The organism is Mesorhizobium sp. WSM4830, from assembly GCF_055811495.1.
In genome coordinates this window covers 114990-141944 of sequence record NZ_JBVVQI010000001.1, presented here as the reverse complement: position 1 = coordinate 141944, position 26955 = coordinate 114990, and the positions used below count along the sequence as shown (strand labels likewise).

The 26955-nt window shown below is 63.1% G+C and carries 28 protein-coding genes; 16 read left to right on the top strand and 12 right to left on the bottom strand.

Annotation, left to right across the window (positions count from 1 at the left end):
* Positions 1 to 20: 20 nt before the first annotated feature.
* From AC0L2Y_RS00820 to AC0L2Y_RS00810, 3 genes are all read left to right on the top strand, one after another.
* The gene (locus AC0L2Y_RS00820; RefSeq protein WP_473553070.1) at positions 21 to 1061 is read left to right on the top strand and encodes an ABC transporter ATP-binding protein; all 1041 of its coding nucleotides are present in this window, start codon (positions 21 to 23) and stop codon (positions 1059 to 1061) included.
* 40 nt (positions 1062 to 1101) lie between these two features.
* Entirely contained in the window at positions 1102 to 2382 is a 1281-nt protein-coding gene (locus tag AC0L2Y_RS00815; RefSeq protein ID WP_473553068.1) for an amylo-alpha-1,6-glucosidase, read from the top strand.
* A gap of 81 nt (positions 2383 to 2463) precedes the next feature.
* Complete coding sequence (locus AC0L2Y_RS00810; RefSeq protein ID WP_473553066.1) at positions 2464 to 3879, top strand: FAD-binding oxidoreductase; 1416 nt, start codon at positions 2464 to 2466, stop codon at positions 3877 to 3879.
* 35 nt (positions 3880 to 3914) lie between these two features.
* Here AC0L2Y_RS00810 and AC0L2Y_RS00805 read toward each other — a convergent pair whose 3' ends face one another.
* The 3 genes from AC0L2Y_RS00805 to AC0L2Y_RS00795 all read right to left on the bottom strand — a co-directional run bounded on the left by AC0L2Y_RS00805 (position 3915) and on the right by AC0L2Y_RS00795 (position 6570).
* Positions 3915 to 4844 (bottom strand): pseudouridine-5'-phosphate glycosidase, encoded by a 930-nt coding sequence (locus AC0L2Y_RS00805; protein WP_473553063.1) that lies wholly within the window; start codon positions 4842 to 4844, stop codon positions 3915 to 3917.
* A 12-nt stretch (positions 4845 to 4856) separates the two neighbouring features.
* Positions 4857 to 5966, bottom strand: a complete 1110-nt coding sequence (locus AC0L2Y_RS00800) for a carbohydrate kinase (protein ID WP_473553060.1) — start codon at positions 5964 to 5966, stop codon at positions 4857 to 4859.
* 85 nt (positions 5967 to 6051) lie between these two features.
* Entirely contained in the window at positions 6052 to 6570 is a 519-nt protein-coding gene (locus AC0L2Y_RS00795) for a zinc-binding dehydrogenase (RefSeq protein WP_473553666.1), read from the bottom strand.
* On the opposite strand from AC0L2Y_RS00795, the gene AC0L2Y_RS00790 reads away from it, so the two are divergent.
* Complete coding sequence (locus tag AC0L2Y_RS00790; RefSeq protein ID WP_473553665.1) at positions 6543 to 6851, top strand: FadR/GntR family transcriptional regulator; 309 nt, start codon at positions 6543 to 6545, stop codon at positions 6849 to 6851. The genes AC0L2Y_RS00795 and AC0L2Y_RS00790 overlap by 28 nt on opposite strands.
* A gap of 43 nt (positions 6852 to 6894) precedes the next feature.
* On the opposite strand, the gene AC0L2Y_RS00785 is transcribed toward AC0L2Y_RS00790, so the two are convergent.
* Complete coding sequence (locus AC0L2Y_RS00785) at positions 6895 to 7743, bottom strand: MurR/RpiR family transcriptional regulator (protein WP_473553058.1); 849 nt, start codon at positions 7741 to 7743, stop codon at positions 6895 to 6897.
* A 186-nt stretch (positions 7744 to 7929) separates the two neighbouring features.
* On the opposite strand from AC0L2Y_RS00785, the gene murA reads away from it, so the two are divergent.
* From murA to AC0L2Y_RS00740, 9 genes are all read left to right on the top strand, one after another.
* A complete protein-coding gene (gene murA, locus AC0L2Y_RS00780) occupies positions 7930 to 9186 on the top strand; it encodes a UDP-N-acetylglucosamine 1-carboxyvinyltransferase (protein WP_473553056.1) in 1257 nt (418 codons plus the stop codon).
* The gene (locus AC0L2Y_RS00775; RefSeq protein WP_473553053.1) at positions 9183 to 10070 is read left to right on the top strand and encodes a glucosamine kinase nucleotide-binding domain-containing protein; all 888 of its coding nucleotides are present in this window, start codon (positions 9183 to 9185) and stop codon (positions 10068 to 10070) included. The genes murA and AC0L2Y_RS00775 overlap by 4 nt, the downstream gene beginning before the upstream one ends.
* A gap of 189 nt (positions 10071 to 10259) precedes the next feature.
* Positions 10260 to 11183 (top strand): N-acetylmuramic acid 6-phosphate etherase, encoded by a 924-nt coding sequence (murQ, locus tag AC0L2Y_RS00770; protein ID WP_473553664.1) that lies wholly within the window; start codon positions 10260 to 10262, stop codon positions 11181 to 11183.
* A 99-nt stretch (positions 11184 to 11282) separates the two neighbouring features.
* Positions 11283 to 12803 (top strand): ABC transporter substrate-binding protein, encoded by a 1521-nt coding sequence (locus AC0L2Y_RS00765; protein ID WP_473553050.1) that lies wholly within the window; start codon positions 11283 to 11285, stop codon positions 12801 to 12803.
* 33 nt (positions 12804 to 12836) lie between these two features.
* Positions 12837 to 13796, top strand: a complete 960-nt coding sequence (locus tag AC0L2Y_RS00760) for an ABC transporter permease (protein WP_473553048.1) — start codon at positions 12837 to 12839, stop codon at positions 13794 to 13796.
* Entirely contained in the window at positions 13796 to 14635 is an 840-nt protein-coding gene (locus tag AC0L2Y_RS00755; RefSeq protein ID WP_473553045.1) for an ABC transporter permease, read from the top strand. The genes AC0L2Y_RS00760 and AC0L2Y_RS00755 overlap by 1 nt, the downstream gene beginning before the upstream one ends.
* Positions 14632 to 16380: an ABC transporter ATP-binding protein gene (locus AC0L2Y_RS00750; RefSeq protein ID WP_473553043.1), complete on the top strand. Its 1749-nt coding sequence runs from the start codon at positions 14632 to 14634 to the stop codon at positions 16378 to 16380. The genes AC0L2Y_RS00755 and AC0L2Y_RS00750 overlap by 4 nt, the downstream gene beginning before the upstream one ends.
* 70 nt (positions 16381 to 16450) lie before the next feature.
* Positions 16451 to 17452, top strand: coding sequence for a serine hydrolase domain-containing protein (locus AC0L2Y_RS00745; protein ID WP_473553040.1), 1002 nt, complete (start codon positions 16451 to 16453; stop codon positions 17450 to 17452).
* 5 nt (positions 17453 to 17457) lie between these two features.
* Positions 17458 to 18588, top strand: coding sequence for an anhydro-N-acetylmuramic acid kinase (locus AC0L2Y_RS00740; protein ID WP_473553038.1), 1131 nt, complete (start codon positions 17458 to 17460; stop codon positions 18586 to 18588).
* Here the strand turns inward: AC0L2Y_RS00740 and AC0L2Y_RS00735 are convergent, their stop codons facing one another.
* Positions 18589 to 19017 carry a GNAT family N-acetyltransferase gene (locus tag AC0L2Y_RS00735; RefSeq protein WP_473553035.1) on the bottom strand — a complete coding sequence of 143 codons (429 nt, stop codon included), beginning with the start codon at positions 19015 to 19017 and terminating at the stop codon, positions 18589 to 18591.
* A 49-nt stretch (positions 19018 to 19066) separates the two neighbouring features.
* Positions 19067 to 20248: an MFS transporter gene (locus AC0L2Y_RS00730; protein WP_473553032.1), complete on the bottom strand. Its 1182-nt coding sequence runs from the start codon at positions 20246 to 20248 to the stop codon at positions 19067 to 19069.
* Between the two features lie 48 nt (positions 20249 to 20296).
* On the opposite strand from AC0L2Y_RS00730, the gene AC0L2Y_RS00725 reads away from it, so the two are divergent.
* The 3 genes from AC0L2Y_RS00725 (at position 20297) to AC0L2Y_RS00715 (ending at position 22439) form a co-directional block, all read left to right on the top strand.
* Positions 20297 to 20836 carry an Lrp/AsnC family transcriptional regulator gene (locus AC0L2Y_RS00725; protein WP_473553030.1) on the top strand — a complete coding sequence of 180 codons (540 nt, stop codon included), beginning with the start codon at positions 20297 to 20299 and terminating at the stop codon, positions 20834 to 20836.
* Positions 20837 to 20971: 135 nt separating this feature from the next.
* A complete protein-coding gene (locus tag AC0L2Y_RS00720) occupies positions 20972 to 21511 on the top strand; it encodes a dihydrofolate reductase family protein (RefSeq protein ID WP_473553027.1) in 540 nt (179 codons plus the stop codon).
* A 121-nt stretch (positions 21512 to 21632) separates the two neighbouring features.
* Entirely contained in the window at positions 21633 to 22439 is an 807-nt protein-coding gene (locus AC0L2Y_RS00715; protein ID WP_473553025.1) for a sigma-70 family RNA polymerase sigma factor, read from the top strand.
* A gap of 72 nt (positions 22440 to 22511) precedes the next feature.
* On the opposite strand, the gene AC0L2Y_RS00710 is transcribed toward AC0L2Y_RS00715, so the two are convergent.
* The 6 genes from AC0L2Y_RS00710 to AC0L2Y_RS00685 are packed head-to-tail and all read right to left on the bottom strand — an operon-like array spanning position 22512 to position 26891.
* Positions 22512 to 23771 carry an ABC transporter substrate-binding protein gene (locus AC0L2Y_RS00710; RefSeq protein ID WP_473553022.1) on the bottom strand — a complete coding sequence of 420 codons (1260 nt, stop codon included), beginning with the start codon at positions 23769 to 23771 and terminating at the stop codon, positions 22512 to 22514.
* A gap of 48 nt (positions 23772 to 23819) precedes the next feature.
* Positions 23820 to 24248, bottom strand: coding sequence for a DUF4440 domain-containing protein (locus AC0L2Y_RS00705; RefSeq protein ID WP_473553019.1), 429 nt, complete (start codon positions 24246 to 24248; stop codon positions 23820 to 23822).
* A gap of 8 nt (positions 24249 to 24256) precedes the next feature.
* Positions 24257 to 25312 carry an aldo/keto reductase gene (locus tag AC0L2Y_RS00700; RefSeq protein ID WP_473553017.1) on the bottom strand — a complete coding sequence of 352 codons (1056 nt, stop codon included), beginning with the start codon at positions 25310 to 25312 and terminating at the stop codon, positions 24257 to 24259.
* Positions 25309 to 25668 (bottom strand): TIGR04076 family protein, encoded by a 360-nt coding sequence (locus AC0L2Y_RS00695; RefSeq protein ID WP_473553015.1) that lies wholly within the window; start codon positions 25666 to 25668, stop codon positions 25309 to 25311. The genes AC0L2Y_RS00700 and AC0L2Y_RS00695 overlap by 4 nt, the downstream gene beginning before the upstream one ends.
* Positions 25669 to 26157: a DUF3830 family protein gene (locus AC0L2Y_RS00690; protein ID WP_473553013.1), complete on the bottom strand. Its 489-nt coding sequence runs from the start codon at positions 26155 to 26157 to the stop codon at positions 25669 to 25671.
* A complete protein-coding gene (locus tag AC0L2Y_RS00685; protein WP_473553011.1) occupies positions 26154 to 26891 on the bottom strand; it encodes a GntR family transcriptional regulator in 738 nt (245 codons plus the stop codon). The genes AC0L2Y_RS00690 and AC0L2Y_RS00685 overlap by 4 nt, the downstream gene beginning before the upstream one ends.
* Positions 26892 to 26955: the final 64 nt, after the last annotated feature.

Sequence of the window (26955 nt, the reverse complement as noted above, 5' to 3'; positions counted from 1 at the left end):
GCGCACAAAAGAGAACGCCGATGGCTGAGATCGCCATTAAGCAGGTCGCAAAACGTTTCGGCGGCTTCACCGCGCTGCATTCGATCGACCTGACCATCGCCGACCAGGAATTCATGGTGCTGCTTGGCGCCTCGGGTTGCGGCAAGACGACGCTGCTGAGGATCGTCGCCGGGCTGGAAACGCCAAGCCAGGGCGAGGTCTGGATAGGCGGCCGCCGCGTCGACCATCTGCCGCCGCGCGAGCGCGGCATAGCCATGGTGTTCCAGAATTACGCCGTCTTTCCGCACCTGACCGTCTTCGAAAACATCGCCTTTGGCCTGCGCATGAAGAAGCTGCCGCAGCAGGAGATCGAGGGGCGCGTCAACCGCACTGCAGAGCTTATGCATATCGAGCAGCTTTTGAAGCGCTATTCGGGCCAGCTTTCCGGCGGCCAGCGCCAACGCGTGGCTGTGGCCCGGGCACTTGCGATGGAGCCTGACGTGATCTTGATGGACGAGCCGCTGTCGAACCTCGACGCGCTGCTGCGGCTCGAAATGCGCGCCGAGCTCAAGGGCGTGCTCGCTGCGTCCAAGACCACCACCATCTACGTCACCCACGACCAGGTCGAGGCGATGAGCCTCGCCGACCGCATCGCCGTCATGCATCAGGGCCGTATCGTCCAGGCCGCCTCGCCGGTAGAGGTCTACCGCAATCCGGCGGCCCGCTTCGTCGGCTCCTTCATCGGCAACCCGCCGATGAATTTCATCCCAGCGACCAAGGCGGCAGACGGCAGTTGGACCGTCGCCGGGCTGACGCTGCCTGGCCCCAAATTCGACAAGCACAAAATTGAATTCGCCATTCGCCCCGAAGATGTCGATCCAGGTGACGAGGGGCTGCATGCCACCGTGCGCGTCGTCGAGCCGCTCGGCCCGCACACGCTGGTCACCTGCGATGTCGAGGGCGGCCTGTTCCGCGCCATCCTCGAATCGAACGCCGCGGTCGCCGTCGGAGATCACTTGCGGCTTGCGCCCAAAGCCGATCGCATCCGCTGGTTCGATCCTGAAACCACCAACGCCCTTTGATCCCGCCAACGCCCTCAATCTCGAAAGTACGAACGCTTCAATGATCTCTCTTGCCGTCAACGAAACCATCGCCCGTGCCGTCGAGGTGCTCAGGGAAAACGACCACGGCGACTACACCATCCCGACCAAGGGCCTCTACCCGTTCCAGTGGAACTGGGATTCCTGCCTGACCGCGCTCGGTCTTGCCCACTACGATGAGGCTCGGGCCTGGACCGAGATCGACACGCTGTTCGCCCACCAGTGGCCAGACGGCATGGTGCCGCACATCGTCTTCCATGTCTGGAGCGACGGCTATTTCCCCGGACCTGAGGTCTGGCGAACGGACCGCCCGACCGCCACCTCGGGCATCACCCAGCCGGCGGTCGCCGGCTTTGCCGTGCGCCGCCTGTTCGACCGGGCAAAGGACAAGAAACTGGCGGCCGAGCGCGCCCGTGCGCTCTTGCCAAAAATCGATATCTGGCACCGCTGGTTCTACGAAAATCGCGACCCGAACGGCGAAGGGTTGGTCGCCATAATCCACCCATGGGAGTCCGGCCGCGACAACTCGATTGACTGGGACGACGCCTTCGAGCGCGTGCCGACCGAAGGCGTCGAGCCCTACACCCGCCGCGACATCCTGCACGCCGATCCGGCGCATCGTCCAACCGAGGCACAGTATGACCGCTATATCTGGCTGTTGCAGCATTTCCGCGGGCTTGGCTGGGAGAATGCCAGACTGCACGATGCCTCGCCATTCCAGGTCGTCGATCCCGGCTTCAACGCCATCTTGATCCGTTCCGCTGCCGATCTTGCCGATCTCGCCGAGACACTTGGCGAAATGAAGATCGCCAAGGCCAACCGCGCCCGTGCCGAAAAGGGGCTTTCGGCAATGGAACGGCTGTGGAGCGACGCGCATAGCCAGTACATTTGTTTCGACCGAGTGGCCGGAAAGCTCGTTGACAGCGCGTCGGTCGGCGGCATTCTGTCGGTGTTTTCGGCCATCCCGGAAAGCCGGGCAGCGACCATCGCTGCAACGATCGAGCGCATCGCCGGCAAGGCGCGTTACATCGTCCCCTCGCACGATCTCGATGATCCCCGCGTTGATGCCAAGCGCTATTGGCGCGGCCCGGTCTGGCTGGTGGTCAATTACATGATCGCCGACGGCCTTGCCGCCGCCGGCCACAGCCAAATCGCACAACGGATCACGCAATCCAGTCTCGAGCTGATCGCCGAGAGCGGTTTTGCCGAATATTACGATCCCCTCAGTGGCGAGCCGCTCGGCGGCAATCGCTTCACCTGGACCGCAGCGATGGTGATCGAGTTCCTGAAAGGCAGAGCCTGAGGCCGTCCACGATTGGCAGTCCCGCACAGGTTTGACAAACAGCAGTCCATGTCTATCGTCGGCCTGTTGCAGGAGCGGCGCATGACGACAACATCCGTGAGCGCTCTGTCCCCGCTGACCGCCGAGCTTCTGTCGCGACTTGAGGGTCGGCTGGATCGGTCGGCGATCGTCTCGGCCGATGAGGCCGGGCCGCGTTACAGGGAAGACCCCGACGGCAAGACCGGTGCGCGGCCGGAGGTCGTGCTGCGACCGCGCACTGCCGGCGAGGTGTCGGACATACTGCGCCTGTGCAATGAAATCGGGCAGAGGCTTGTGATCCAAGGTGGCCGGACCGGGCTCGCCGGCGGCGCTCGCATCCAACCCGGCGAAGCTGTGCTGTCGCTGGAGCGCATGACTTCCGTTGAAGCCCTCGACCGCGAGGCGGCGACCATCATCGCCGAGGCCGGCGCGCCGCTGCAAACGGTGCAGGACGCCGCCGATGAGGCCGGCTTGCTGTTCGGCGTCGACATCGGAGCGCGCGGATCGGCCACCGTCGGCGGCAATGTCGCCACCAATGCCGGCGGCATCCGCGTGCTGCGCTACGGCATGTACCGGGCGCAGGTGCTTGGGCTGGAAGCGGTGCTTGCCGACGGCAGTATCCTGACCTCGCTCAAGGGTTTGGCGAAGGACAACTCCGGCTACGATCTCAGCCAATTGTTCATCGGCAGCGAGGGCACGCTCGGCGTGGTCACGCGCGCATCCCTGCGGCTGCATCCGAAGCCAGCCACCGAGGTCAACGCCTTCTGCGCGCTCGCTTCGCTGGACGCAGCGATCACGTTGCTTGCGCTGCTCAAGCGAAAGCTCGGGCCCTTGCTGTCGGCCTATGAGGTGAATTTCGCACCGCTCTATGGCGCCATGATCGCCGGAATGGAGGCGCCGGCGCCGCTGCCCGCCGGCTCGCCCGTCTATGTGCTTGCCGAGATACAGGGCAGCGAGCCCGACCGCGACGGCGAACGTTTTGCCGCGGTGCTGATGCAGGCGGTTGAAGATGGCATGATCGACGACGTGGTCGTCTCGCAATCGCCGCGCGAATTCCGGGCGCTCTGGGCGGTGCGCGAGGAGGTCAACCGTTTCCTGTTTTCGATGGCAGGCCTGATCGGCGTCGATCTCAGCATCCCACTGGCGAGAATGGCGACTTTCCTGCGCGAAACAGAAGCCGCCATCAGGGCCGTCGACCCTGGCGCCGACATCTACGTCTTCGGCCATCTCGGCGACGGCAATCTGCATTATCAGGTTCGCACCGCGGATCCGGCGGCCGCATACGGCGTCGTGTACCGCGGTGTTGCCGCCGCCCGCGGCGGCGTCTCGGCCGAGCATGGCATCGGCCTCGACAAGAAGGAATGGCTGCACCTTGTGCGCAGCGATGCAGAGATCGCGGCCATGCGCCGCCTGAAAGCAGCCTTCGACCCGAACAACATCCTCAATGCCGGGCGCATATTCGACCTCGCGCCGGGCTGAAATCGAAGGCAGGTAGCGCTGGCCGGGTGCTGCCTCTATCCGGTCGCGCCCTTTAATTCCGCATGCGCAACCGCGATGCGGGCAGCAAGCGCGGCGTTGTTGCGGACCAGCGCGATGTTGGCCTTCAGGCTGCGGCCCTGCGAAAGCTCATTGATGCGTGCGAGCAGAAACGGCGTTAGCTCCTTGCGCCCGATGCCGCGCTTCTCGGCCTCAGCCACGGCCGCTGCGATCGTGCCGTCGATGAACGCCGGATCGAGCGCGTCCGCTTCTGGGATAGGGTTGGCGACGAGAATGCCGGTGCCGGATTCCATCTCGTCATGCAGCAGCATGGCTCGCGCGATCTCGTCGGGCGTGTCGAGGCGATGATCGGCCCTGAGCCCGCTGGAGCGGGTGTAGAAGGCCGGAAAATCGTCGCTCCGGTATGCGATCACCGGCACGCGCTGCGTTTCCAGATATTCCAGCGTCTTCGCAATATCGAGGATCGACTTGACTCCGGCGCAGACAACGGTCGTGCCGGTTTGGCCGAGTTCGGTCAGGTCGGCGGAGATATCGAAAGTGGCTTCGGCGCCGCGATGCACGCCACCGACGCCGCCGGTCGCAAAAATACCGATCCCAGCTAAAGCGGCAATCCGCATCGTCGCCGAGACGGTGGTTCCGGCCGAGCCGCCGCGCACCATGATGGCGGCGAGATCGCGCCCGGAAGCCTTGACCACGCCCTTTGCCGCTGCCAACTCTTCCAGTTCATTGTCGTCAAGTCCGACCTTGATCTTGCCGGCGACCACAGTGATCGTGGCGGGAACGGCGCCGTTTTCACGCACCACGGTCTCGACACCGCGAGCAGTTTCCAGATTGGCCGGATAGGGCATGCCGTGGGTGATGATCGTCGATTCCAGTGCCACCACGGCGCGGCCTTCATCAAGCGCCGTAGCGACTTCGTCGTTCAAGTGGACAAGGGAAGGTTTCATATCATCTCGCTTTCAGGCAGGAACGCGATACATGCCGGCGGCAAGGAAGCGCGGCGACAGATCGGGATGGACGCTGGATTCGCTCTCGGTGGTCAGTGTGGCAAGCAGCGCGCCGGTGCGCACGGCATGAGCGACCGGCTCACCCGAAAGCACCTTGTACAGAGTGCCGGCAATCATCGCGTCACCGGCGCCGGTGATATCGACGGGCTGCGCCGGGACGGAGTGCATGGTCGTCACACCGCTCTCGGTCGCAACGGCAAATCCATGCGCGCCCACGGTCACGATCACCTCGCCGGCGCCGGCCCCGCGCAGCGCTGCCGCTGCCTCCTCCGGCGTTAGCCGCCTGTCGGCATCTGTCATGCCGAGCATCGTATTGGCCTCGTCATGATTGGTGAACAGAAGATCGATGCCGGTCAGGTCCTTCGGCAGGCGCGCTGATTTCGGCGCCGATACCGTGTCGACTGCGAGCTTGAAGCGCGCACCCTGCTTGCGCGACATCAGTGCTGCGATAGTCGCGGCCGGCAGATTGCAGTCGATGAACACCCATGTCGCCGAAGCCAGATGCGGCCAGAAGCGGTCGAGATAGGACGACGAAAACAGATCGAAGATCTCCATGTCGGCAATGCCGAGCACGAGGTCGTTGTTGCGGTCGAGGATGGCCGCGTATTCCGCCGTCGGCCGCTCCGTGGTGGTGATGACCTGGCTGACATCGGCGCCAAGATCGCGCAGGTGCCGCACCAGCGAGCGGCCGGTTTCATCGTCGCCGACGATCGAGACGAAGCTTATGTCGACGCCGAGGCGGGCAAGGTTTTCGGCGACGTTGCGGGCAACCCCGCCGAAGCTGCGATAGCCGTCGACCGGGTTCGACGTCTCGAAAATCAGATCCTTCCTGGCGTGGTATTTGCGGTCGAGCACCGCGCCGCCGACGCAGACCATGCGCTTGGACGTCGGCAAGACGTAACCACGGCCGAGAATGTAGCCCTTGTTGACGAGTTGCACGATGTGGGCTGCGACCGTCGAGCGGGCGATGCCGAGCGCGGTTGCTATATCCTGCTGGCCGGCAAACGGGTTCGCCGCAATGAGGTCGAGAACCGCTTGTTCCTGTGCTCCAAGGTCGTCCATTGTGCCACCCGGCCGTCAAATTCGAGGCTGAACGCTGTCGCAACAACAGATGACATTGTCAACATTTGTTTCGACCGAGTGTCGGCTACGGCACCAGCACCAATGCGCCCGTCGTTCGCCTGGCTTCGAGGTCGCGGTGAGCGTCGCCGGCATCGAATAGGCTGTAGCGCTTGGGCGGTTCAATCCTGACGACACCCTGTCGTAGCGCAGCAAAAAACCGCTCGACGTGCGGGGCCAGTCTTTCGGGCGTGTCGGTGTAATGCGCGTAGTTGGGACGCGATATGGTGATCGACTTCGATGCAAAGCGGCCGATGTCCCAATTGCCGATCGGCCCTGACGCCTGACCGAAACTGACGAGGTGACCGCGAATGCGAAGCGCCGCCAGCGAGCCGCCGAACGTATCATTGCCGACCGCATCGTAGACGACATCGGCGCCGACGCCTCCCGTCAGCCGCATGACGGCCTCAGTGAAATTCTCACGCGAATAGACAATGACATGATGCGCCCCGAGGCGTTCGACAATACGCGCCTTATCGTCGCTCGACACCGTTGCAATGACCGTTGCGCCGAGATGGCGTGCCCATTGCACCAAAAGCTGGCCGATGCCGCCGGCGCCGGCATTGGGACGCCGAGTTCCACCACCGCGTCTTCGCCTGCTGCCGTAATGACTTCCTGAAAGAGATCCACAATCTCATGCGCACTATCCGCAACCAATCGCCTTGGTTCGAAATGAAAAAGCGCTCATTCTCGGAGGAGCGCAGGCGCGTTTATTGCGACGAGCATCAGACGATATTGGATGCATTGCTGCGCCGTGATCCGGAAAGCGCCAACCAGGCGATGCTCGCCCATCTCAAGACAGTCGAGCGCAACCTTCTGGGTCGCTAGTAAACGCACTGGTCAAGGAGGGCGGGTGAGACGCGTCCAACGACTAAGCCTTCAGCACCGAGACGGCCAATTCGCTGTTGTGGACGTATTCATTGGCGTCAGGCTGCTTCTGCACGAGCAGGATGAACAGCAGGTCGGTTAGCGTCAGTTGTGCATCACGCGCGGTTATCGATGAAGAGCGCGCGCGCTCTTCATCGGCGATCGTGTAGAGGCGAATGTCGGCAACCCGGCTCAGCGGATTGTCGCGAAGTCCGGTGACGGCGATAACGGTGGTGCCACGTTTGCGAGCGAGTTCGGATATCCGCAGGGTTTCGATGCTCGCCCCGGAATAGGAGAGCGCGAACAGCACGTCACCTCGTCCAAGCGTCGAGACATTGGCCATTTGCACATGGCTGTCGCTGTCGTGCAGCACGTTGCGGCCGAGCTTCATCAGCTTGTAGGAAAAATCGCGCGCCACCAGCGAGGATGCGCCGACGCCAGCCAAATGAATGCGGCGCGCACCGTTCAAGGCTTCAAGGGCCTTGCCGATTTCCTGCTCGGTGTTGGCCGCGACGGTCTGCTGCATCGACGAAAGCTTGCTGCCGATCAGCTTGCGCAGGATGACCAGATAGCTGTCGCCGACCTCGATCGAACCGTGGATCATGCCGGCCGGCACGTGCCACTCCTGCGACTTGGCCTCGCTGACGGCGAGCTTAAGCTCCTGATAGCTGTCATAGCCGAGCTTCTGGCTGAACTTGACGACGCTCGACTGGCTGCGGCCGATCTCGGCGGCAAGCGCCGCCGTCGACAGACGGAGCATCTGGTCGGGATTATCGACGATATACCGACCGATCTCGCGGTCGCCGGGCGCCATGATTTCGAGCTTGGCCTCGATCTTCTTCAGGACGGACATGCGTTCCCCCATTGCCTATCATCGACAATGCCAAGCCAAGGAATAAATTATTCCGTCTCTGATTGACAGCCAAGAATGATCCATCAAATCTCGACTGGTGCGGTTGCGGCCCAGCCTTCGGGCACGTCGACAATTCGGATATGAAAGATCGTAGACTCGGCGACAGCTCGGGATTAGGTCAGAGCCATGGACAAATTGCGGATCGTCGGCGGGCACAGGCTTGAGGGCGCGGTGACGATCTCCGGCGCCAAGAACGCGGCCTTGCCGCAAATAGCGGCGGCGTTGCTCAACCCCTATCCGCTGCAGCTGACCAACCTGCCTGAGGTGACGGATGTCGACAACATGCTTGGCGTCGTCGGCCTTCATGGGGCCGAAGTCACCAGATCGGCGCATGCTGCCACAATCGATACCAGTGCTGCCGTCTCCAGGGAGACAAGCTACGATACAGTCAGGCGCATGCGCGCGACGGTGCTGGTTCTCGGTCCACTGCTTGCCCGCTTCGGCCATGCCCGGGTCTCGCTGCCTGGCGGCTGCGCCATCGGCGCACGGCCGGTCGACATGCATGTCACCGCACTTGCCGCACTTGGCGCCGATATCGCGATCGAAAACGGACTGATCGTCGCGTCTGCGCCGGGCGGACTGAAAGGCGCGCGCATCGTTTTGAGCTCGCCGTCGGTCGGCGCTACCGAAACGGCTATAATGGCGGCGACGACTGCAAAGGGAGAAACCGAGATCCTCAATGCGGCGCGCGAGCCGGAGGTGGCCGATCTTGCCGCCTGCCTGAACGCCATGGGCGCGCGGATCGAGGGCGCCGGCACGCACCGTATCCTGATCGCGGGCAGCACAGACTGGCGCGCCGCCACGCACGACATCATCCCGGACCGGATAGAGGCCGGCACCTATGCCGTCGCAGCGGCTATCACCGGCGGCCAGCTCGAGCTGACCCATGCGCGGCTCGAGCACATGGCATCCGTCGTCCAGCTGCTCGAAGCAGCCGGTGTAAAAATATGGCCGGGCGACCGCGGGCTGATCGTATCGAGAGACGGGTCGCTCAAGGCGGTCGACGTGACGACGGAGCCTTATCCGGGCTTTCCGACCGATCTCCAGGCGCAGTTCATGGCGTTGATGTGCTGTGCCGAGGGCGCTTCGCTGTTGCGCGAGACGATCTTCGAGAACCGCTTCATGCATGTGCCCGAACTGATGCGGCTCGGCGCCAACATCAAGCTGCAAGGCACCATGGCGCTGGTGCGCGGAGGCGAGAAGCTGAAGGGCGCGCAAGTGATGGCGACCGACCTGCGCGCCTCAGTCTCGCTGGTGCTGGCAGCGCTGGTGTCGGAGGGCGAGACGACGATCAACCGCGTCTATCATCTCGATCGCGGCTACGAGCAGTTGGACCGCAAGCTTCGGCTGTGTGGCGCCCAGATCGAACGAATAAGGCAATGAGTACCCGTACGGCGTCTCCGCATTATTTCCTGGGCGTCGATGGCGGCGGAACCGGCTGCCGGGCGCGTGTCGAAGACGAGGCAGGAACCGTGCTCGGGCAAGGCCTGTCGGGCCCGGCGACAACGCGGCTCGGTATAGAGGCGGCCTGGGCCTCGATTGCCAAAGCCTTTGGCGCGGCGATCGACGAGGCAGGGTTCGCGGCGGCGGAAATCGCCAGAATCCGCGCCGGTGTCGGTGTTGCCGGTATCGGCCGTAAGGGTGCGCTCGAGGCGTTTCGTGGCATCGAACATCCCTTTGCGACCATCGACTTCGTCAGCGACGGCATCGCGGCTTGCTTTGGCGCGCATTCGGGTCAAGACGGCGCTATCGTCATAGCCGGGACCGGTTCGATCGGGCTCGGCTTTGTCGAAGGGCGAGACCTGCGCGTCGGCGGCTACGGTTTTCCGATTTCCGACGAGGGCAGCGGCGCCGATCTCGGACTGAAGGCAGTGCAGCTTGCCTTGCGAGCCCATGACGGCCGGCATGAGCGGACGGCGCTGCTGGCCGAGGTGATGCAGCGCTTCAAGGACGATCCGTTCGAGGCGGTGGCCTGGATGGACCGCGCCAGCGCGACCGACTATGCCGCCATGGCGCCGATGGTGATCCGCCATGCCGACCAGGGCGATCCGGCCGGTCGGCGGATCGTGCAGGGCGCTGCCGAGCAGATCGACACGTTCGTGCGGGTGCTGTTCGAAAAAGGCGCGCCGCGGGTAACGCTGCTCGGAGGTTTGTCCAGCCCGCTTGAGCCATGGCTCGCTCCCGACGTCCGCCGACGACTGAAGCCGGCCGACGGCGACGCGGTTTCGGGAGCCATAATCCTGGCCAGAAAATCGCTCTGCCGCTAGTGATGCCTTGCCCGGCAAGGAATATAATATTCCTGCTTTCCGTTGACACAGGGAATATCGAATTCTAAAAAGTTAACAAAATAGAGCCGGCGCAGCCGGTACGGAGCCGACGGCCAGGTGCAGGCACTGGACGCCGCTTGCCGCGGGCATCCACAGTCCTGCTCGCAGTCGCACTTGAAAGTAAGCGAAGTGGTCGAACAAGGGTTGATGTCGGAGCTGGAGCGGCTGGTTTCCGAGGACCGGAACCCGAAGACGATGGACATCGATCTGTTGCCGACCCTCGAGGTGCTGCGCAAGATCAATGACGAGGACAAAGGCGTTGCGGCAGCCGTCGAGAAGGTCATCCCCGATATTGCTGCGGTCGTGGACCGGATCGTGAGCGCGTTCCAGAAGGGTGCACGCCTTGTCTATATGGGCGCCGGCACCAGCGGCCGGCTCGGCGTCCTCGACGCCTCGGAATGTCCGCCGACCTTCGGCGTACCCGAGGACATGGTTGTGGGCCTGATCGCCGGCGGTGTCGACGCACTGGTGCACTCTGCGGAAGGCGCCGAGGACGATCCGAAACAGGGAATAAAGGCGCTGCAGGACATCAAGCTGACCGCCGACGACGTGGTGGTCGGCATCGCTGTCAGCGGACGCACACCCTATGTCATCGGCGGCTTGACCTATGCCAAGCAGGTGGGAGCCACCACCGTGGCGCTGTCCTGCAATCCTCGATCGACCATTGCCGGCATTGCCGATATTGCCATCTCCCCGGTGGTTGGCCCGGAGGTCCTCACCGGCTCGACCCGGCTGAAATCGGGAACCGCGCAAAAGCTGGTGCTCAACATGCTGTCTACCGCCAGCATGATCCGCATCGGCAAGAGCTATCAGAACCTTATGGTTGACCTCAATCCAAGCAACAAGAAGCTTGTCGCCAGGGCGGTCAGGATCGTGATGCAGACGACCGGCTGCGCGGCACAGCAGGCACGACAGGCACTCGACCAGACCGGCAATGATGTAAAACTGGCAATCCTGGTGACGATCACCGGCATGGGTGTCGAAGAAGCACGTAAGGCGCTTGCCAACGCGGGAGGTTTCCTGCGCAAGGCGATAGGCGAAAAGACGGTGTAAGACCGCATGGATACTGGGCCGATGTTCCGGGGCGTGTGTCCCTTTGAAGCGGTCCGGGGAACTGCAAGGCATCACGTTTAACGATAATGGGAGACGACAATGGTACGGTACATTGGCAAGAAACTGCTTTCCGGCATGACGCTCGCGGCAATGGTTGGCCTCGCCGCGCTCCCGGTGCAGGCGAGTGCGGCGACGCTGCACATGGCGTGGTCGCAGGACGCCACCGGTCTTGATCCCCACAAGCAGACGGCATTCTCCTCACTGCGGCTGCTGGAGCTGATCTACGAACCGCTGGTGCGGCTCGACGCAAACCTGCAAATCACGCCCGCGATTGCCGATTCATGGCAGTTCTCGCCGGACGGCAAGGAGCTGAGCTTCAAGCTCAATCCGAAAGCAAAATTCCAGAACGGCGCCGCCGTGACCTCGGCCGACGTCAAGGCATCGTTCGAGCGCATACTCGACGAGAAGACGGGTGCTGCGGCGCGCGCCAACTTTCTCTCGATCGCCAGCATCGACACGCCCGATCCAGCCACCGTCGTGTTCCACCTCTCGCAGCCGGATGTGCCGATCCTGACGGCGATGAGCGACGTCAATGCGGCGATCGTCCCGGCAAGCGAAATCACGGCCGGCTCGATTGGCACGACGACGATCGGCTCAGGTCCTTTCAAGCTCGAGAAATGGGATCCGAATTCCAAGGAAGTGCTTGTCGCCAACAAGGATTGGGCGGGCGGCACGATCGGTGTCGACGGCATCGAGATCAGCGTGCTGCCGGACGAGACGGCGATCCTGGCAGCGATGCGCACCAAGCAGATCGATTTTGCCCTGCTCAACGACCCGCTTGTCGCCACGCTGGTGCCCAAGGAAGCCAGCCTGCAGTTGAACCGCGTGCCGGTGCTTGCCTATCACGTGCTGCAGCTCAATCCTTCCCGCAAGCCGATGACCGAACTCAAGGTGCGTCAGGCGATCTCCTGCGCCATCGACCGGCAGGAAGTGCTGGACACCGCCTCGCTCGGCGAAGGCAAGGTCACCGGCCCGCTGACCATCCCGGCGCTGGCGACCGATCCAAGCAAGTTGTTCTGCTATAAGCGCGACATTGAGAAGGCCAAGCAGTTGATGACTGAGGCCGGCTACGCCGACGGCTTTTCGGCGACCGTGATCGGCGCCACCGGCGAGCCGCCGACGGCAGCGGCGGAAGCCCAGGTCATCCAGTCGCAACTCGCAGAAATCGGCGTCAAGCTCGACATCAAGATGATGGAGCTCAATGTCTATGTCGATGCCTGGCTGAAGGGTGATTTCGACATGGCCATCGCGCTGAACGGCGGCAGGGCCGATCCCTACACTATGTACAACCGCTACTGGACCAAGACGGGCAATCTGCAGAAGGTCGCGAACTATATCGACGACACGCTGGACAGCCTTATGCAGAAGGGCCGCACCGAGACCGACCCGGCGGCGCGCAAAGCGATCTTCGCCGACTTCGAGAAGCACATCACCGAGATGTCGCCCTGGATCTGGCTCTACACGTCCTACAGCTACACGGCACAGCAGAAGAATATCGCAGGATTCGAACCGGTGCCGACAGGTTCGCTGTTCAGCCTCGCCAAGGTGACGATCCAGTAGCTCTTTGATGCCGGACGAGAGGATGTTCTTCGCGTGAACTATCTGATGCGGCGACTGGCGACCTTCCCTCTCGTCCTGCTTGGCGTGTCCATCGTGGTGTTCCTGGCGATCCGGATGGTTCCGGGCGATTCGATCACGGCAATGCTGGGGACCGAAGCCGGCCTGCTGACGCCGCAGCAGCGCGATGCGCTTGCAGCTTATTTCGGCATCGACCAGCCCTGGTTCATCCAGTACTGGCGCTGGCTGCTTGGTCTTTTCCAAGGTAATCTCGGCATTTCGTCCACCTATGGCAGGCCGGTGCTCGACGTCGTCCTCGAGCGTTTCCCGCTAACATTGGAGCTCGCCCTGCTGTCGATGGTCATCGCCCTGGTTGTCGGCATGCCGGCCGGGATTTTTGCCGCCACCCATAATGAAAAGCTGTCCGACCTCGGCGTGCGCGTTGCCGCAATGATCGGGCAGTCGACGCCGAACTTCGTCCTTGCCCTGCTGATCATCTACACGCTGTCGGCGGGGTTTGGCGTTTTGCCGGCGATGGGCGAGTTTTCGCCGCTGTGGCGGGATCCGCTGCGCAATCTAGGCCAGTTGTTACTGCCCGCCGTGACGCTCGGTTTTGCCTTCGCGGCTTCGGTGACCCGCATATCGCGTTCGGCGATGCTCGATGTGCTCAGCGACGACTATGTCAGGACGGCGCGCAGCAAGGGCGTTTCGGCGCGCGGCGTCATCTGGCGGCATGCTTTGCCCAACGCGCTCATCCCGGTCGTGACGTTGAGCGGCATAGAGTTCGGCTATCTCCTGGGCGGGGCAGTCATCGTCGAGCAGATCTTTGCGCTGCCCGGTCTCGGCCGGATGGTGCTGGACGCCATCCTGCAGCGCGACTATGCGCTGGTGCAGGGAAGCGTACTGTTCATCGCCTTCAACTTCATGATCGTCAATCTCCTAGTCGACCTCGCCTATGTCGCGCTCGATCCGCGTATTCGGCTAAGCGAGCACTGATGGCGACATTGCGGGCTATACTTGCGCACACCAGCGGCCGCATCGGCGGTGCCATCGTTGCGCTTTATCTGCTGCTTGCCATACTTGGCATGCTGGGGCTGACGCCGGACAACCCGCTGACGCAGCACCGGGTCGAGCGGCTGCATGCGCCTGACAGCACGTACTGGATGGGCACGGATCTATTCGGCCGCGATGTCGCAAGCCGGCTGATGACCGGGATCGGCCAGTCCTTCATCGTGGCCTTCTTTTCGGTCGCCGTCGCGACACTGGCCGGCATCGTGCTCGGGCTGGCGGCAGCCTGGTTCGGGCGCCGCTGGGACGGCCTGGTGATGCGCATCATGGACGTTCTGCTGGCGTTCCCGGCGATCCTGCTGGCGCTGCTGATCGTCGCGGTTGCGGGACCGGGAACCTCGACCAGCGTCATTGCCATCGCCATCGTCTACACGCCGATATTCACGCGCGTCGTGCGAGGTCCGGCTCTATCGCTCAGGGCGCGCGAGTTCGTCGACGCGGCCCGCACGTTCGGCAGCAGTGCGGGCTATATCGTCACACGGCATCTGCTGCTCAATCTGGTGGCGCCACTGACGGTTCAGGTGACGCTGGCGTTGGCCTGGGCACTGCTGACCGAAGCCGGCTTAAGCTTCCTCGGGCTCGGCACGCAGCCGCCGGCCGCCTCGCTCGGCCTGATGCTGAGCGACAGCCGCAATCTGATGGAGACAGCTCCCTGGCTGATGATCTTCCCGGGCGTGGCGATCATGATCAGCATCCTCGGTTTCAACCTGCTCGGTGATGCGTTGCGCGATGTCCTCGACCCGAAGATGCGGAGATCGATCGCATGATCCCCCTGCTGTCCGTCAGCGGATTGCGCGTCGGCTTCGGTCGCAACCCGCAAGCCAATGAGGTCGTGCGCGGTGTCAGCTTCGATCTCGCCGACGGCGAAACGCTGGCCATCGTCGGCGAAAGCGGCTCGGGCAAGTCGGTCACCGCGCTGTCGATCAATCGCCTTGTCGATTATGGCGGCGGCCGCATCACCGCGGGTTCGATCAAGCTGAGGCGGGCCGACAACAGCATCTTCGACCTGACCGCCGCGGCCGAGCCGCAACTGACGAAGATCCGCGGCGGCGAAATCGGCATGATCTTCCAGGAGCCGATGAGCTCGCTCAATCCGGTGCTGACCATCGGCAGGCAGATCGAGGAATCGTTTCGCCTGCATCGCGGCCTGACCGGTCGGCAAGCGACGGCGGCGGCCAAGGACGCGCTCGACCGCGTGCGTATTCCCGACGCTGCACGGCGGCTGAAATACACGCCCAACCAGCTTTCGGGCGGCATGCTGCAGCGGGTGATGATCGCCATGGCGCTTGCCTGCAACCCGCGCCTGCTCATTGCCGACGAGCCAACGACGGCGCTGGATGTTACAGTGCAGGCGCAGATCATGGCGCTGCTCGCCGAGTTGAAGCAGGAAACCGGGATGTCGATGATCTTCATCACCCACGACATCGGTCTGGTTGCGGGCATCGCCGACAAGATCATGGTGATGCAAAGCGGAGAAGCTGTCGAGCAGGGCGGGCTGAACCAGATATTGGACGACCCGCGGCATCCTTATACGCGGCATCTGCTACATGCGGTGCCGCATTTCGCCGGCGGCGGTGCGACACGCAGGGACGCGCAACGTGAAAAGCAAAAAGCTGCCGAGCCGGCGCTGAAGGTCGATGGCCTCGTAGTGCGATTTCCGGTCAAGGGTGGTTTTCTCAGTCGTACCAGCGGTGCCATCCATGCGGTGGACGGTGTGGATTTCGAGCTGATGCCGGGCGAGACATTGGCGGTCGTCGGCGAGAGCGGTTCCGGAAAGTCCACCACCGCCCGCGCGATTCTGGGGCTGGTGCGCTCGACGCGCGGCACAATCTCGGCCAGCACGCGCAAGGCCGCCGCCGGGCAGAGCGCGCTTCCCGTGCAGATGGTGTTCCAGAATCCCTATGGCTCGCTCAATCCCAGACTCACCATCGAAAGCATCCTCGCAGAGCCGGTGATCGCCACCGGCGGACGGATAACTGCTGAAACCAGGGCGAAAATGGCCGCGCTGTTGAAACGCGTCGGCCTTCCGGAGAACAGCCTGCAGCGCTATCCGCACGAATTCTCCGGCGGCCAGCGGCAACGCTTGTGCATCGCTCGCGCGCTGATGCTCAATCCTTCGGTTGTCGTCCTCGACGAAGCGGTTTCGGCGCTCGATGTGTCGGTGCAGGCCAGGGTGCTGGAGCTTTTGATCGAGCTGCAGCGTGAATTCGGGCTGGCCTATCTGTTCATCTCGCATGACATGGCTGTCGTCGAGCGGATCGCCCATCGCATTGCGGTCATCTATGCCGGCCAGATCGTCGAGATCGGCGATGCCAGATCGGTGCTCTCGGAGCCGAAGCACTCCTATACCAAACAGCTTATCGCGGCCGTTCCCTCCATAGACCGGCGGCATGAACGTTTCGAGCTCGACACGCGCCAGGTCCCCTCGCTCGTGCGTCCGCCGGGATTTGAGCCAGGCCCAGCCAATTGGCAGCAATTCGGGCCGGATCATAGAGCGCGGGTGGACTTGTGATGATTATCACCCGAAAGCATGCAGAGTCAGGCCGACAGCCTCCTCGCTGCCGTTCAGACGGAGGCCGCAATTGATCGACCATGATCTCTTCGACCGCGCATTCGCCCCGCTCGAAGCGGCCGTGGCTGCGTCGCGCATTCCGGGCGGCGTGCTCGGCATAGTCGACCGGGACGGTCAACGCATCGTCCGGGCAATCGGCTCAGCCCAGCGCGTGCCGACGGTGCGGCCGATGCATGCCGAGACCTGGTTCGATCTGGCATCCCTGACCAAAGTCATCTTCACCACGCCGCGTATCCTGGCACTGGCGGAAGAAGGTGTCATCGACCTCGACGCGCCACTGATTTCGGTCCTGCCCGACCTTCGACAATATGACGAAAAAGCCTGGGAGCGGAAGGTGACGTTTCGCCAGTGCCTCGGCCATCAGACGCCGTTTCCCGCCGTTGCTCCAATCTACACCTATGGCCGCGATCCCGAGCTGTTGCGCGCCTTTGTCCTGCAGCGCGAATGGCAAGTCGGGGAGCCGGTCTATTCCGATATCAACTTCATCCTGCTCGGCTTCGCCCTGGAGCGCCTGTCCGGCAAGACCATTCGCGACATGGATCCCGGTCCGGGCTTCGCGTTCTCCACCGAACCGGATGGAGCGGCGGCCACAGAAGACTGCACATGGCGCCATCGCGTGCTGTCAGGCGAAGTCCACGACGACAATTGCTCGGCATTGCAAGGTGCCGGTCACGCCGGCCTGTTCGGAACGGCGGCTTCGGTCCTCGACTTTGTGCAAGGGCTGCTGGACGGGAGCGGCGCATCCGCGAGTTCGATAGCGCTGATGCGCACGCCCTTGTCGGCAACCCGCACCCATGGCTGGGAGCTGCCCTACGAAGGCTGGTCCGGCGGCCGGCTGTGCAGCCCCGAAACCATCGGGCATACCGGCTTTACCGGTGTCGGGCTGTGGGTCGACTTTGACAAAGGCAGAGCCTGGACCTTGCTCACCAACCGGATCCATCCGACACGTCATTTCAACAGCGGGATCGCAGCGCTACGGCAAGCGGTCGGCGATCTCGTCAATGGAGCCTGACAATCATGAATCCGAAAAATGGCGAACCAATCTGGGCCGTCGGACTGATGACTGGCACCGTGCTGGACGGCAATATCGACGTCGCGCTGATCAAGACCGACGGCGAGCGGATCGCGGATTTCGGCACCTACACGCTGGCCCCCTACCCGCAGTCGATCCGGACCTTGCTGGAAGAGACGCTTAGGCAGGCAAGGAGGTGGAACTTCACCGGGCCGGAACCGGCAATCTTCCACGAAGCAGAGGAGGCGCTGACGCGCGCCCAGTCCGCGGCGGTCAAGGATCTTGTCGAAAGCCACGGCCTGACCATGGCCGACATCGGCGTCGTCGGCTTCCACGGCCAGACCGTGCTGCACCGTGCCCCGCAAGTGGGCCGACTGGGCCAGACCCGCCAGCTCGGCGACGGCGAGCTGATGCACGCAATCCTGGGCACCAAAGTTGCCTATGACTTCCGCTCGGCCGACATGCGCGCCGGCGGACAAGGTGCGCCGCTCTCGGCCGCCTATCACGCCGCGCTGCTGCGCGAAGCCGACGCCAGCGGCGACACGGCGGTGCTCAATCTCGGCGGCGTCGCCAATATCACCTGGTGGGACGGCAAGGACAATGTCATCGCCTTCGACACCGGGCCGGCCAACGCACCGCTGAACGACTTCATCAAGTCGAAGGGGCTCGGCGAAATGGACCGCGACGGCGCCCTTGCCCGCGCCGGCACGGTCGACGAGGCACGGCTGGCCAAGCTCCTGCAGCATCCGTATTTGACCAAACCCTACCCGAAATCGCTGGACCGTTTCGATTTCGGCGCCTCGATGGCGGGCGGAATGAACGCCGCGGATGGCGCAGCCCTGCTGACGGCCTTCACCGCGGCCGCCGTCGGCAAGGCGCTCGATCTTCTGCCACACCGGCCGAAGCGGCTGGTGGTCAGCGGCGGCGGTCGCCACAACCCGACGATGGTGGCCATGCTTGCCAGCCGCGCCGGCGTCGAAGCGGTTCCGGCCGAGGCGATGGACTGGAAGGGCGATGCGGTGGAGGCGGAGTGCTTTGCCTTCCTGGCAGTGCGGGTGCTTAGGGGCTTGCCGATCAGCTTCCCCAGCACGACCGGCGTGCCCCGGCCGATGCGCGGTGGACGCCTTGCCGGCTAGTCAAGCCAACAATCTCTTCTGCAGGAAGATACGGCTGCGGCCGACGGGAAAATCGGCAAGCACGCCGAAGGGCAGATAGCCCTGGCGCTCATAGGCCTTGGCAGCCTTGGGATTGAACGTGTCGATCCAGGCGCCGTGACAGCCGCGCGCGATCGCCTCCCTCTCGGCCGCCTCGAGCATCCGGCCGGCCATGCGCTGGCCGCGCAGTTTTTCATCGACCCAGAGCCATTGCACATACAGCCAGCCCCAGGCGGTATATCCCGAGATACCGGCGACAATACCGCCGTGCTCATCGCGCACGAACACGGCCAATGCCTTCCTGCAGGAGGCGCCGACATCACTGTCGTTGAACGCCGCAAGCCGCTCCCCGAGAAAAGCGAGTTCCTGCGGCAGGGGATTGGCGGTTGTCTCAAGCGTTGTATTGTCCATCCATCAAGCATCTATCGAAGGACCGGACCGACACGCAAGCCTGGCTGCGCTATAGCTTCGGTGAACGCCACGCCGCTGCCGCAGCAGCGATCAGCATGAGCAAGGCTGCAACCATCGCGGATGCCGCAAAACCGAATGTGGAATAAAGCGGTCCGAACGCCGTGGTGCCGACGAACACCGCGAGATAGGTGACCGCGCTGTTCAGACCCATGATCGTGCCGCGGCGCGCAGGATCGAGCGCCGAGAGGCGCATCACCAGGACGTTCAGCCCGAAATGATTGGCAAGGCCCCAGACGGCTATCATCGCTATGGTCAGGCCGAAGCTGCCACCTGCCGCAGCAATCGCGACATAGACGGCCGCGACGAGCAGATAGGCGAACGGCATGACACGCCGCGGGCCCAGGCGGTCGATAACGCCGTCAAGAAGTGCCGCCGCACCAAAGCCGGCGCCATAGGCGAGCGCGGCAAGCCCATTGGCACTGACCGGCCGCCCCAAGCCATTGTGAAGGTGATCGCCAAGATAGCCGTAGACGCCGTAGAACGAGGTCATGAAGGCGGCGCAGGCAACCAGAAGCGGCACGATGCCGGGAACGCTCAAGGCGCCCAGCGGCGTCGGCGCCGGACCGCACTTCCTGACATCGCTCAACGACGTCAGCGACAGGCTGGCCAAGGCGAGTGCTGCCAGCACCGCGACCGCCGCGAAAACGGCGCGCCAGTGCATCAGGTCGGCAAGTACGGCCGACAGCGAAACGCCGGCGACCATGCTTAGCGTCCAGCCGGTCAGCACGACGCCTATGGTGCCGCTTTCACGACCGGGCGGCGCAATCGCGGCGGAGCTGGCGTAGATTGCCGGCATGGCGACACCTGCAGCGATGCCGGCGAGAAGCTGGGCCGCGATCAGCGCCGGCACGGTCGGCGCAGCGGCGCTGGCGACGAGCGCAATTGCCAGCAGCAGCAACGCCGCTTGCAGCATGCGGCGGGCGCCGAGCCGGTCGATGTAGCGCGCCAGGAACAAGGCGCTTGCCGACGTACCGAGCCCGAACGCGGCGGACGCGATCATAACCGCCGGCACGCTTGTGCCGAACGATGCGGCCACAGCCGGTGCGATCGGACCGAGCACCAGCGAGTTCGAGCCGATCACGGCAATGCACCCGGTCAGCAGGTAAGCTAGTGCCGGGATTGGCGGCTTGGGGGCCGCTGCGAATGTGGCGACTTGATCAGTGTTCGACATATGGCAATAATGGCCGTATTAAATTCTGCATCAATCGGGAATTTTAATATGGATGAAGAAACAGATGGCATTCCGCAGAACAGGCCTGCCGCCCGCGATATCGATGCAACCGACCGAAAAATATTAGGCGTTCTGGTCGACGACGCCACGATCAGCTATGCCGAGCTCGGCGACCGCGTCGGCCTTTCACCGCCGGCAGCCCATGAACGCGTCAAGCGCCTCCGGCGCAGCGGCGCCATCCGCAACACCGCGGTCATCATCGATCCCAAGGCGGTGCACAAGCCGCTGCTTGCCTTCGTCCATATCGACACGAAGGGATGGGGAAAGACGCCGGAGCTGATGGCAATTTCCGAACACCCCGAAGTCGAGGAGATCCATTCGGTGGCCGGCGACACATGCATGCTGATCAAGGTCCGCACCGAGGACACGCGAGCACTCGAAGGCCTGCTGTCGCGCCTCTACGAAACACCCGGCGTCACCTCGACGCGAAGCTACGTCGTGCTCTCGACCTATCTCGAGCGGCCGGTGCAGCCGGGGATTACGACGGAGTGGCCGACGCCCCGGCACATGGCCAAGCCTGTCTATTAACTCAAACGATCCTCACGCGTATCCAAAGTCGAACCGGGAACGTCTTAGGCACTGCATCCTGTGGATCGGGCCGGTTTCGTTTTCGCCGGTTCCTTGGGTCCGACGGGATGTCTGTTGCGCAACCGGAGACACGCGATGAGAAAATTGATAGTGGGCAGCTTCATTTCGCTGGACGGCGTCATCGAGGCACCAATGGAGTGGGCGTCACCCTTCTTCGATGAGGAGATGAAGGAGCACTCCTATGAAAAGGCCGGCGAGGCGGATTTTTTCCTGCTCGGCCGCGTCACCTATGAAATGTTTTCGGCGCGCTGGCCGCAGGTCAAAGGCAGCAAGTACATGGACCGCATGAACGGGCTGAAGAAGCTCGTCGCGTCGCGCAGCCTCAAGGAAGTGAGCTGGAACGCGTCGCTGATCGAAGGCGACGTCGCTGCCGAGATCGCTGGGATCAAGCAGCAAAACGGCGGCAACATATTGAAGTATGGAGTGAGCAATCTCGACCAGGCGCTGCTCGCCAACAGGCTTGTCGACGAGTATCAACCCTCGATCGTGCCGACCCGTGTGGGCCATGGCAAACGCGCTTTCCAGGATGTCGAGCCGTCCCTGGTCAAGCTGGAGCTTATAGATACGCACCGCTTCAAGAACGGCGTCATTACGCTGACCTATGTCCCGCTGTGATCGTGTATCATAAAGATGCAGCCAAGACTTGACCCGACAGGGCTTTTCGACGTCCGCTACGCCGGCTTCCTGGAGACGGTCGCGCATTTTGCGTGGCCGGCTGCACCGCTACTGCGCACGCATGACCGGTTCGGCGCTCGACGCCGAAGATGTCATGCAAGAGGCGCTGTTCGAGGCCTATCGGAAGATCGAGACGCTGGACGATGCGAGCGCCCTTCGCCCCTGGCTGTTTCGCATCGCGCATAATCGCTGCATCGATTTCCTGCGAAGCCGGCAGGTGCGCCAGCAGGCTGAGGCCAATTTCGCCGAGGATGAGATCATCTTGCTGGTCGAGCCGGCGGGCCAGGGTGCCGATCGCGCGATCGAACGGCTGGTGATTCACCTGCCGCCCAAGGAGCGCGCCTGCGTCCTGCTCAAGGATGTCTTCGACTATTCGCTGGAAGAGACTGCCGATCTCGTCGGCTCGACCGTGGGTGGCGTCAAGGCTGCGTTGAGCCGTGGCCGCTCGAAATTGGCTGCCTTGTCGGGCGAGCCGATCGTGCGTTCGGAGCGCCAAAGCGATCCGGAACTTCTGGAATTGCTCAGGCGCTATGTCGAACTGTTCAACCGCCGCGACTGGGACGGGGTACGGGCACTGACCAGCGCGGATGCCCAATTGCAAGTCGCGGATTGTTTCAAGGGCAGGCTGTCGGAATCACCTTACTTCGTCGAATACGAAAGAGCCTCGACGGCCTGGAAAATGGCGATTGGCGAGATCGATGGCGAGGCAGTGCTGCTCGTGCTCCACCATGGCGAAGACGGTTGGAAGCCGGCCCATCCCGTTCGGATCGAAGCCGCTGGCAGGATCATAAATCGCATCACCGATTACTATGCCTGCCCCTGGATCATACCGGCCGCTGGTGCGGTGGTCGTTTCCGGGCCGGGCTAACCGGCAGGACATGCAACTGTCCGGCATCGACCTCAATGGAAGGGGATCGATGCCGGACAAGACATAGGCAGTCTACTGAAGCTTCGCCTGCAAGGCGTTGACGTCATCCGTCGTCATTTCGCCGTCGGTCGTCACCTTGCCGTCGACGATCTTCCAGAGCCGGAACGGGCCAGTGATGTCACCATACTTATCGAAGGCGACCGGACCGATGACGCCTTCGTAGCGGATCGGCTTGCCCTCCTTGATCAGGCCGAGCGCCTTGGCGAACTCGTCCTTGCCGGCATAGATCGGCGTACCGGCCGGATCGACCGCCTTGTACATCGCGTCCTTGATTTTGGCTGGATCCTCGGAGCCGGCAATGGCGATTGCCAAGCCGACAATGGCGCCGGCATCATAGGATCGGTCGGCTGCGGGATTGGACGGTTCGATGCCCGAAAATTCCTTGTAGTTCTTTGTGAAATACTCGGTCGATGCGGTCGGGCTGGTGCCGGATGAAGTGCCGTACGCATCCTTCAGGTAATCTGCGCCAATGGATTCGATGAAGTCCGGGCTGTTCATGCCGTCATTGAGCAGGAACTTCTGGACGCCGCCCTGCGAAATCCAGGTGCGGGCGATGGTTGCGCCGTCGACAGGTGTGCTGACGAGATAAAGCCCGTCGGGCTCGCCGGCCATCGCCGCGGTCACTTCCGAGGCATAGCTCGACTGCTTTTCATTGTAGGGCGTGTCGGAGACGATGGTGCCGCCGAGCGCCTTATAGGCGCGTGAGAATTCCGCCACCATGTTGACGCCGAAATCGTTGTTGACGTGGATGACCGACAGCTTCTTGAAACCCTTGTCGATAGCGTATTTGGCGGCGGCGACGCCTTGCAGCGCATCAGATGTGATGGTGCGGAAGAAGATGCCGTTGGTCTTGCCGTCGCGCCCAAGCGCCGTCAGTGTCGGCGACGAGGAAGCAGGCGACACCTGGACGATCTTGGCCGGAGCGGTGACCGAGGTCAGGATCGGGATCGACACCGAGGAAATGATGCCGCCGATGATGACCGGCACCTTCTTGACCTGCACGAGTTGTGTCGCGGCATCGACCGCGATGTTGCCCTGGCTCTGGCTGTCGCGGGTGTCGGTCGCTAGATCGCAGCCGCGCACACCGCCCGCATCGTTGATATCGCGGAAGGCCATTTCGACCGATTTGGCGCCGGCCTGGCCGTATTCGCCGGCGGGACCGGTCAGTTCCATGACGAGGCCGACTGTGATCTTGCAATCGGCGGCCTGCGCTGCACCGGCCGCTGTCACCAGAGCCAGCGCACTGGTGATCTGAAGTATGGTCTTTTTCATTGTTGTTCCCCTTTCGTTACATGACTCTCATTGACGCCTTGAGCCTGTTCAGTCTTCCGGCATCTGCAGCCAGGTTTCATGCAGATGTCGCCATTCGACGCCGTTGGGCGCCGATGAACTGGTGGTGAAGACCGCACTCGAGCGGCGGCGGCTGTGCTTGCCGGCGCGCTGCTGTGCTTCGATGTAACAGACGACGATCATGTCGCCTTGTTGCCAGCCGGCCCGGATATCCTCGATCGAGATACTGAAATCGCCGTCGCAGCTGGCGCGGCTTGCCCTGACATGGTCGAGCACCGCGTCGCGATCGAGGACCTGGCCATCCGGCGCAACCATGCAGAAGCCTTCGCCCATGACGCGCTCGAAGCGCCTGAAATCTGCATTGTCCGCACTCGCCGCATTGAACCAGTCGACGAAGAAGCGGTGGAGATCGACCACCTCGGCGCTGGCGCGGGAAAGCAAGGAGGGCTTTTCGTCCATGGCCGCGTTCATTTCCTGCCTGCATTCAAATTATAATGCATGATCGAGCCGTGGCGGCCGTGACGGTCGCGTTCCAATGTGTAGACGTCGCCCAGCGGCCCACAGCTTTGCGCGATCACGGCAGCAATCCTCGCCCGGTCGTCGACATCGAGCGCGATGTCCATGATTCTGGCATTGGCAAGGGCGTGCGCCTGGTTGCGGGCGCCGACGATGACGGCCGCCACTTGCGGCTGCTCCAGCACCCAGGCGCTGGCGATGGTGGCGATATCGACGCCGTGGCGGTCGGCGACGGCCTTCAGTGTGCGAAGCAACTCTTGGAAAAGCTCCCAACCGCCGAAGTCGTCGATGATCAGCTTGTATTTCACCAGCGACCGGTTTTCGAGCGGCGTCTGCGGCTCGGTAACGCCAAGCCATTTTTCGCTGAGGAAGCCGCCCGCCACCGAACCGTAGCAGAGGAAACTGACGCCATGCCGGCTGGCGAGTGCTGCAAGGCTGTTGGCCGGCCGCTGGTCGAGCACCGAGTATTGCAATTGCTGGCTGACCAGCGGCACACCTGCGGCCAGGATCTCGGCCAGCCGCGGCGTATCGAAGTTCGTGGTGCCGATGTTGCGCACCTTGCCTTCCCTGCGGATTTCGTCGAGCCAGCCCATCGCATCGACATAGCGGGGCACCGAATAGTCCCACCAATGGAACTGCACAAGATCGAGGCGCTCAGTCTTCAACCGCCGCAGCGACTGGTCGACGATGCTGCTGATGTAGTCGCGGCTGATCGTGGAAAGCCGCTCGAGGTCAGGCACCAGCTTGGTGTGCACCTTCATCTTGGTGGCAGCGTCGAGGCCACGCTCATTGGCAAGGCGCAGGCGCGCCGCGCCGATCAGCTCTTCGACACCGGTATAGATATCGGCGCAATCATAGGTCCTGATGCCGGCGTCGAAGGTGGCGATCAGGTCGGTCACCGCCTGTTGGCGGTCGATCGCGCCGTGCCCGCCGGCAAGCTGCCAGCCGCCGCGAATGACCCGCGAGATCGTATAGCCGGGGCTGAGCTCGAAAGCCTTGGCGGTCATCTCCGGTCATTCTCCTTCGGCAGCGGCACCGCCGTCGTTTCGGCATGGCTGAACCGCCGCTTGCCGGTCCTGATGATCCGCAGCCGGCTGGCGCAATTGGGATCCGGACAGGCGATCTCGGCGTCCGATGTCATCCAGTCGTTCCTGTGGGTCGGGCGCTGCTTTGCGGCCAGCAGCGGCAACACGGCCGCGATGGAATAGATCGAGAAACCTTGCCCCGCCGGCATCGACAGCATCTCGCCCTTCAACTCGAAATAGTCACCGGGCTTGGCGCCGCAATAGATCGGCTTGTCCTCGGGGATAACCGCCTCAACGCGAAGGTCGAAGAGTTCGAAACTGTCGTCGGTCTCAGCCATTCAGATCTCCACCCGGGTGAAGGTGATGTCGCAGGCGCCGTTGCGGCGGATCACGCCGCAAGCGGCTGCGAATTTATCGCGCTCCTCAACCACCACCTGCGCGACGACGCTCCCGGCAAGCCAGCCGATCGGGAACAGCAGACGCGCACCCTGTCCATAAAACAAGCCGATATCGAAGATGGCATTCGGGTTGCCACCCCACATACGCGGCGGCACGTAGGACAACACGATGTCGCCCGGCTGCGGCGTCAGCGTTGCGTTCTCCGCCGGCAAGGGCCGGGCATAGGTTTGGCCCTCAAGTTCGGCTGCTGGAACCGGGCAGGAGATTTCCGGCCCCGTCCACATCGCATGGATGCCGGCAACGACGCGCGGCTGCTCGAGATAGGCCAGCAGGAAGGCGGCGTTGTCAGGCGCCTTTTCAGGCAACAGCAGCGCGGTCACGGAAAGCTGTGAGCGCGGCTCGGTGATGCTGATGCCAGGCGCCGTCATGCCCTCAATCCTTCCTTGCTTGTGGACTGAAGTTTGTCGCGCAGGAAAGCGAAAGGCCGGCTGATGTCGGCCACCAGCGCCTCGCGCGCCGCTTTTGCATCCTGCCTGGAAAGCGCTGCGACGATGCTGCGGTGGTAATGGGCCGTATCCACTTCCCCAGCGTCTGAAAAAGCGTAGATGGCGACGCGGATGCATGGCCCCGACTGCAGCCACAGGCTCTCGATCATCGGGATCAGCACGGCGGAACCACAGCAGCGGTAGATTTCGAAGTGGAAGCTCTGGTTGAGCGTGGCCTCGCGGTCGATATCCTTCTTGTGCTTCAGCGCCCGCATCTCGTCCCACTCGCCGAGCATGGCTTCGACCGAAGCAATCTGGCGCGCGTTCATGCGCGTGGCGGCCAGGGCGATCGCTTCACCCTCGATCAGGGAGCGAGCCCGCAAGAGGTCGTCGATGCGCTCCAGCGTGATCGGCGGCACACGCACCGAGCGGTTGGGAAGCGCCTCCAGAGCCTTCTCGGTGATCAGCCGTCCGAGCGCCTCGCGCACCGGCATGGTGCTGGTGACCAGCGCGTCGGCGAGGCCGCGGATCGTCAGAACCTGGCTCGGCTCGAAAAGGCCGCCGATCAAGGCGCGGCGCAGCTCCGAATAGACGCGATCCTGCACGGTCTCGCGGCCGACCGGCGTAAGCTGGGCCGCGATCACCTCATTGTTCTTTTCGATGGCGGCCTTCTGCATGGGCAATCCCGGTCGTGGCCGTTTTAGGCTTGCGGAAGAAATTAAAGCCGAATAGCGTGATCAA

What these genes read in the sequence shown, in the direction of transcription:
- AC0L2Y_RS00735 (WP_473553035.1), bottom strand. Translation starts at nt 19,017, where the DNA reads ATGGACAATACAACGCTTGAGACAACCGCCAATCCCCTGCCGCAGGAA.
- AC0L2Y_RS00685 (WP_473553011.1), bottom strand. Translation starts at nt 26,891, where the DNA reads ATGCAGAAGGCCGCCATCGAAAAGAACAATGAGGTGATCGCGGCCCAG.
- AC0L2Y_RS00705 (WP_473553019.1), bottom strand. Translation starts at nt 24,248, where the DNA reads ATGGACGAAAAGCCCTCCTTGCTTTCCCGCGCCAGCGCCGAGGTGGTC.
- AC0L2Y_RS00750 (WP_473553043.1), top strand. Translation starts at nt 14,632, where the DNA reads ATGATCCCCCTGCTGTCCGTCAGCGGATTGCGCGTCGGCTTCGGTCGC.
- AC0L2Y_RS00740 (WP_473553038.1), top strand. Translation starts at nt 17,458, where the DNA reads ATGAATCCGAAAAATGGCGAACCAATCTGGGCCGTCGGACTGATGACT.
- AC0L2Y_RS00720 (WP_473553027.1), top strand. Translation starts at nt 20,972, where the DNA reads ATGAGAAAATTGATAGTGGGCAGCTTCATTTCGCTGGACGGCGTCATC.
- AC0L2Y_RS00730 (WP_473553032.1), bottom strand. Translation starts at nt 20,248, where the DNA reads ATGTCGAACACTGATCAAGTCGCCACATTCGCAGCGGCCCCCAAGCCG.
- murA (WP_473553056.1), top strand. Translation starts at nt 7,930, where the DNA reads ATGGACAAATTGCGGATCGTCGGCGGGCACAGGCTTGAGGGCGCGGTG.
- AC0L2Y_RS00785 (WP_473553058.1), bottom strand. Translation starts at nt 7,743, where the DNA reads ATGTCCGTCCTGAAGAAGATCGAGGCCAAGCTCGAAATCATGGCGCCC.
- AC0L2Y_RS00820 (WP_473553070.1), top strand. Translation starts at nt 21, where the DNA reads ATGGCTGAGATCGCCATTAAGCAGGTCGCAAAACGTTTCGGCGGCTTC.
- AC0L2Y_RS00800 (WP_473553060.1), bottom strand. Translation starts at nt 5,966, where the DNA reads ATGGACGACCTTGGAGCACAGGAACAAGCGGTTCTCGACCTCATTGCG.
- AC0L2Y_RS00690 (WP_473553013.1), bottom strand. Translation starts at nt 26,157, where the DNA reads ATGACGGCGCCTGGCATCAGCATCACCGAGCCGCGCTCACAGCTTTCC.
- AC0L2Y_RS00715 (WP_473553025.1), top strand. Translation starts at nt 21,633, where the DNA reads ATGACCGGTTCGGCGCTCGACGCCGAAGATGTCATGCAAGAGGCGCTG.
- AC0L2Y_RS00725 (WP_473553030.1), top strand. Translation starts at nt 20,297, where the DNA reads ATGGATGAAGAAACAGATGGCATTCCGCAGAACAGGCCTGCCGCCCGC.
- AC0L2Y_RS00775 (WP_473553053.1), top strand. Translation starts at nt 9,183, where the DNA reads ATGAGTACCCGTACGGCGTCTCCGCATTATTTCCTGGGCGTCGATGGC.
- AC0L2Y_RS00765 (WP_473553050.1), top strand. Translation starts at nt 11,283, where the DNA reads ATGGTACGGTACATTGGCAAGAAACTGCTTTCCGGCATGACGCTCGCG.
- AC0L2Y_RS00755 (WP_473553045.1), top strand. Translation starts at nt 13,796, where the DNA reads ATGGCGACATTGCGGGCTATACTTGCGCACACCAGCGGCCGCATCGGC.
- AC0L2Y_RS00815 (WP_473553068.1), top strand. Translation starts at nt 1,102, where the DNA reads ATGATCTCTCTTGCCGTCAACGAAACCATCGCCCGTGCCGTCGAGGTG.
- AC0L2Y_RS00710 (WP_473553022.1), bottom strand. Translation starts at nt 23,771, where the DNA reads ATGAAAAAGACCATACTTCAGATCACCAGTGCGCTGGCTCTGGTGACA.
- AC0L2Y_RS00695 (WP_473553015.1), bottom strand. Translation starts at nt 25,668, where the DNA reads ATGGCTGAGACCGACGACAGTTTCGAACTCTTCGACCTTCGCGTTGAG.
- AC0L2Y_RS00805 (WP_473553063.1), bottom strand. Translation starts at nt 4,844, where the DNA reads ATGAAACCTTCCCTTGTCCACTTGAACGACGAAGTCGCTACGGCGCTT.
- AC0L2Y_RS00810 (WP_473553066.1), top strand. Translation starts at nt 2,464, where the DNA reads ATGACGACAACATCCGTGAGCGCTCTGTCCCCGCTGACCGCCGAGCTT.
- AC0L2Y_RS00700 (WP_473553017.1), bottom strand. Translation starts at nt 25,312, where the DNA reads ATGACCGCCAAGGCTTTCGAGCTCAGCCCCGGCTATACGATCTCGCGG.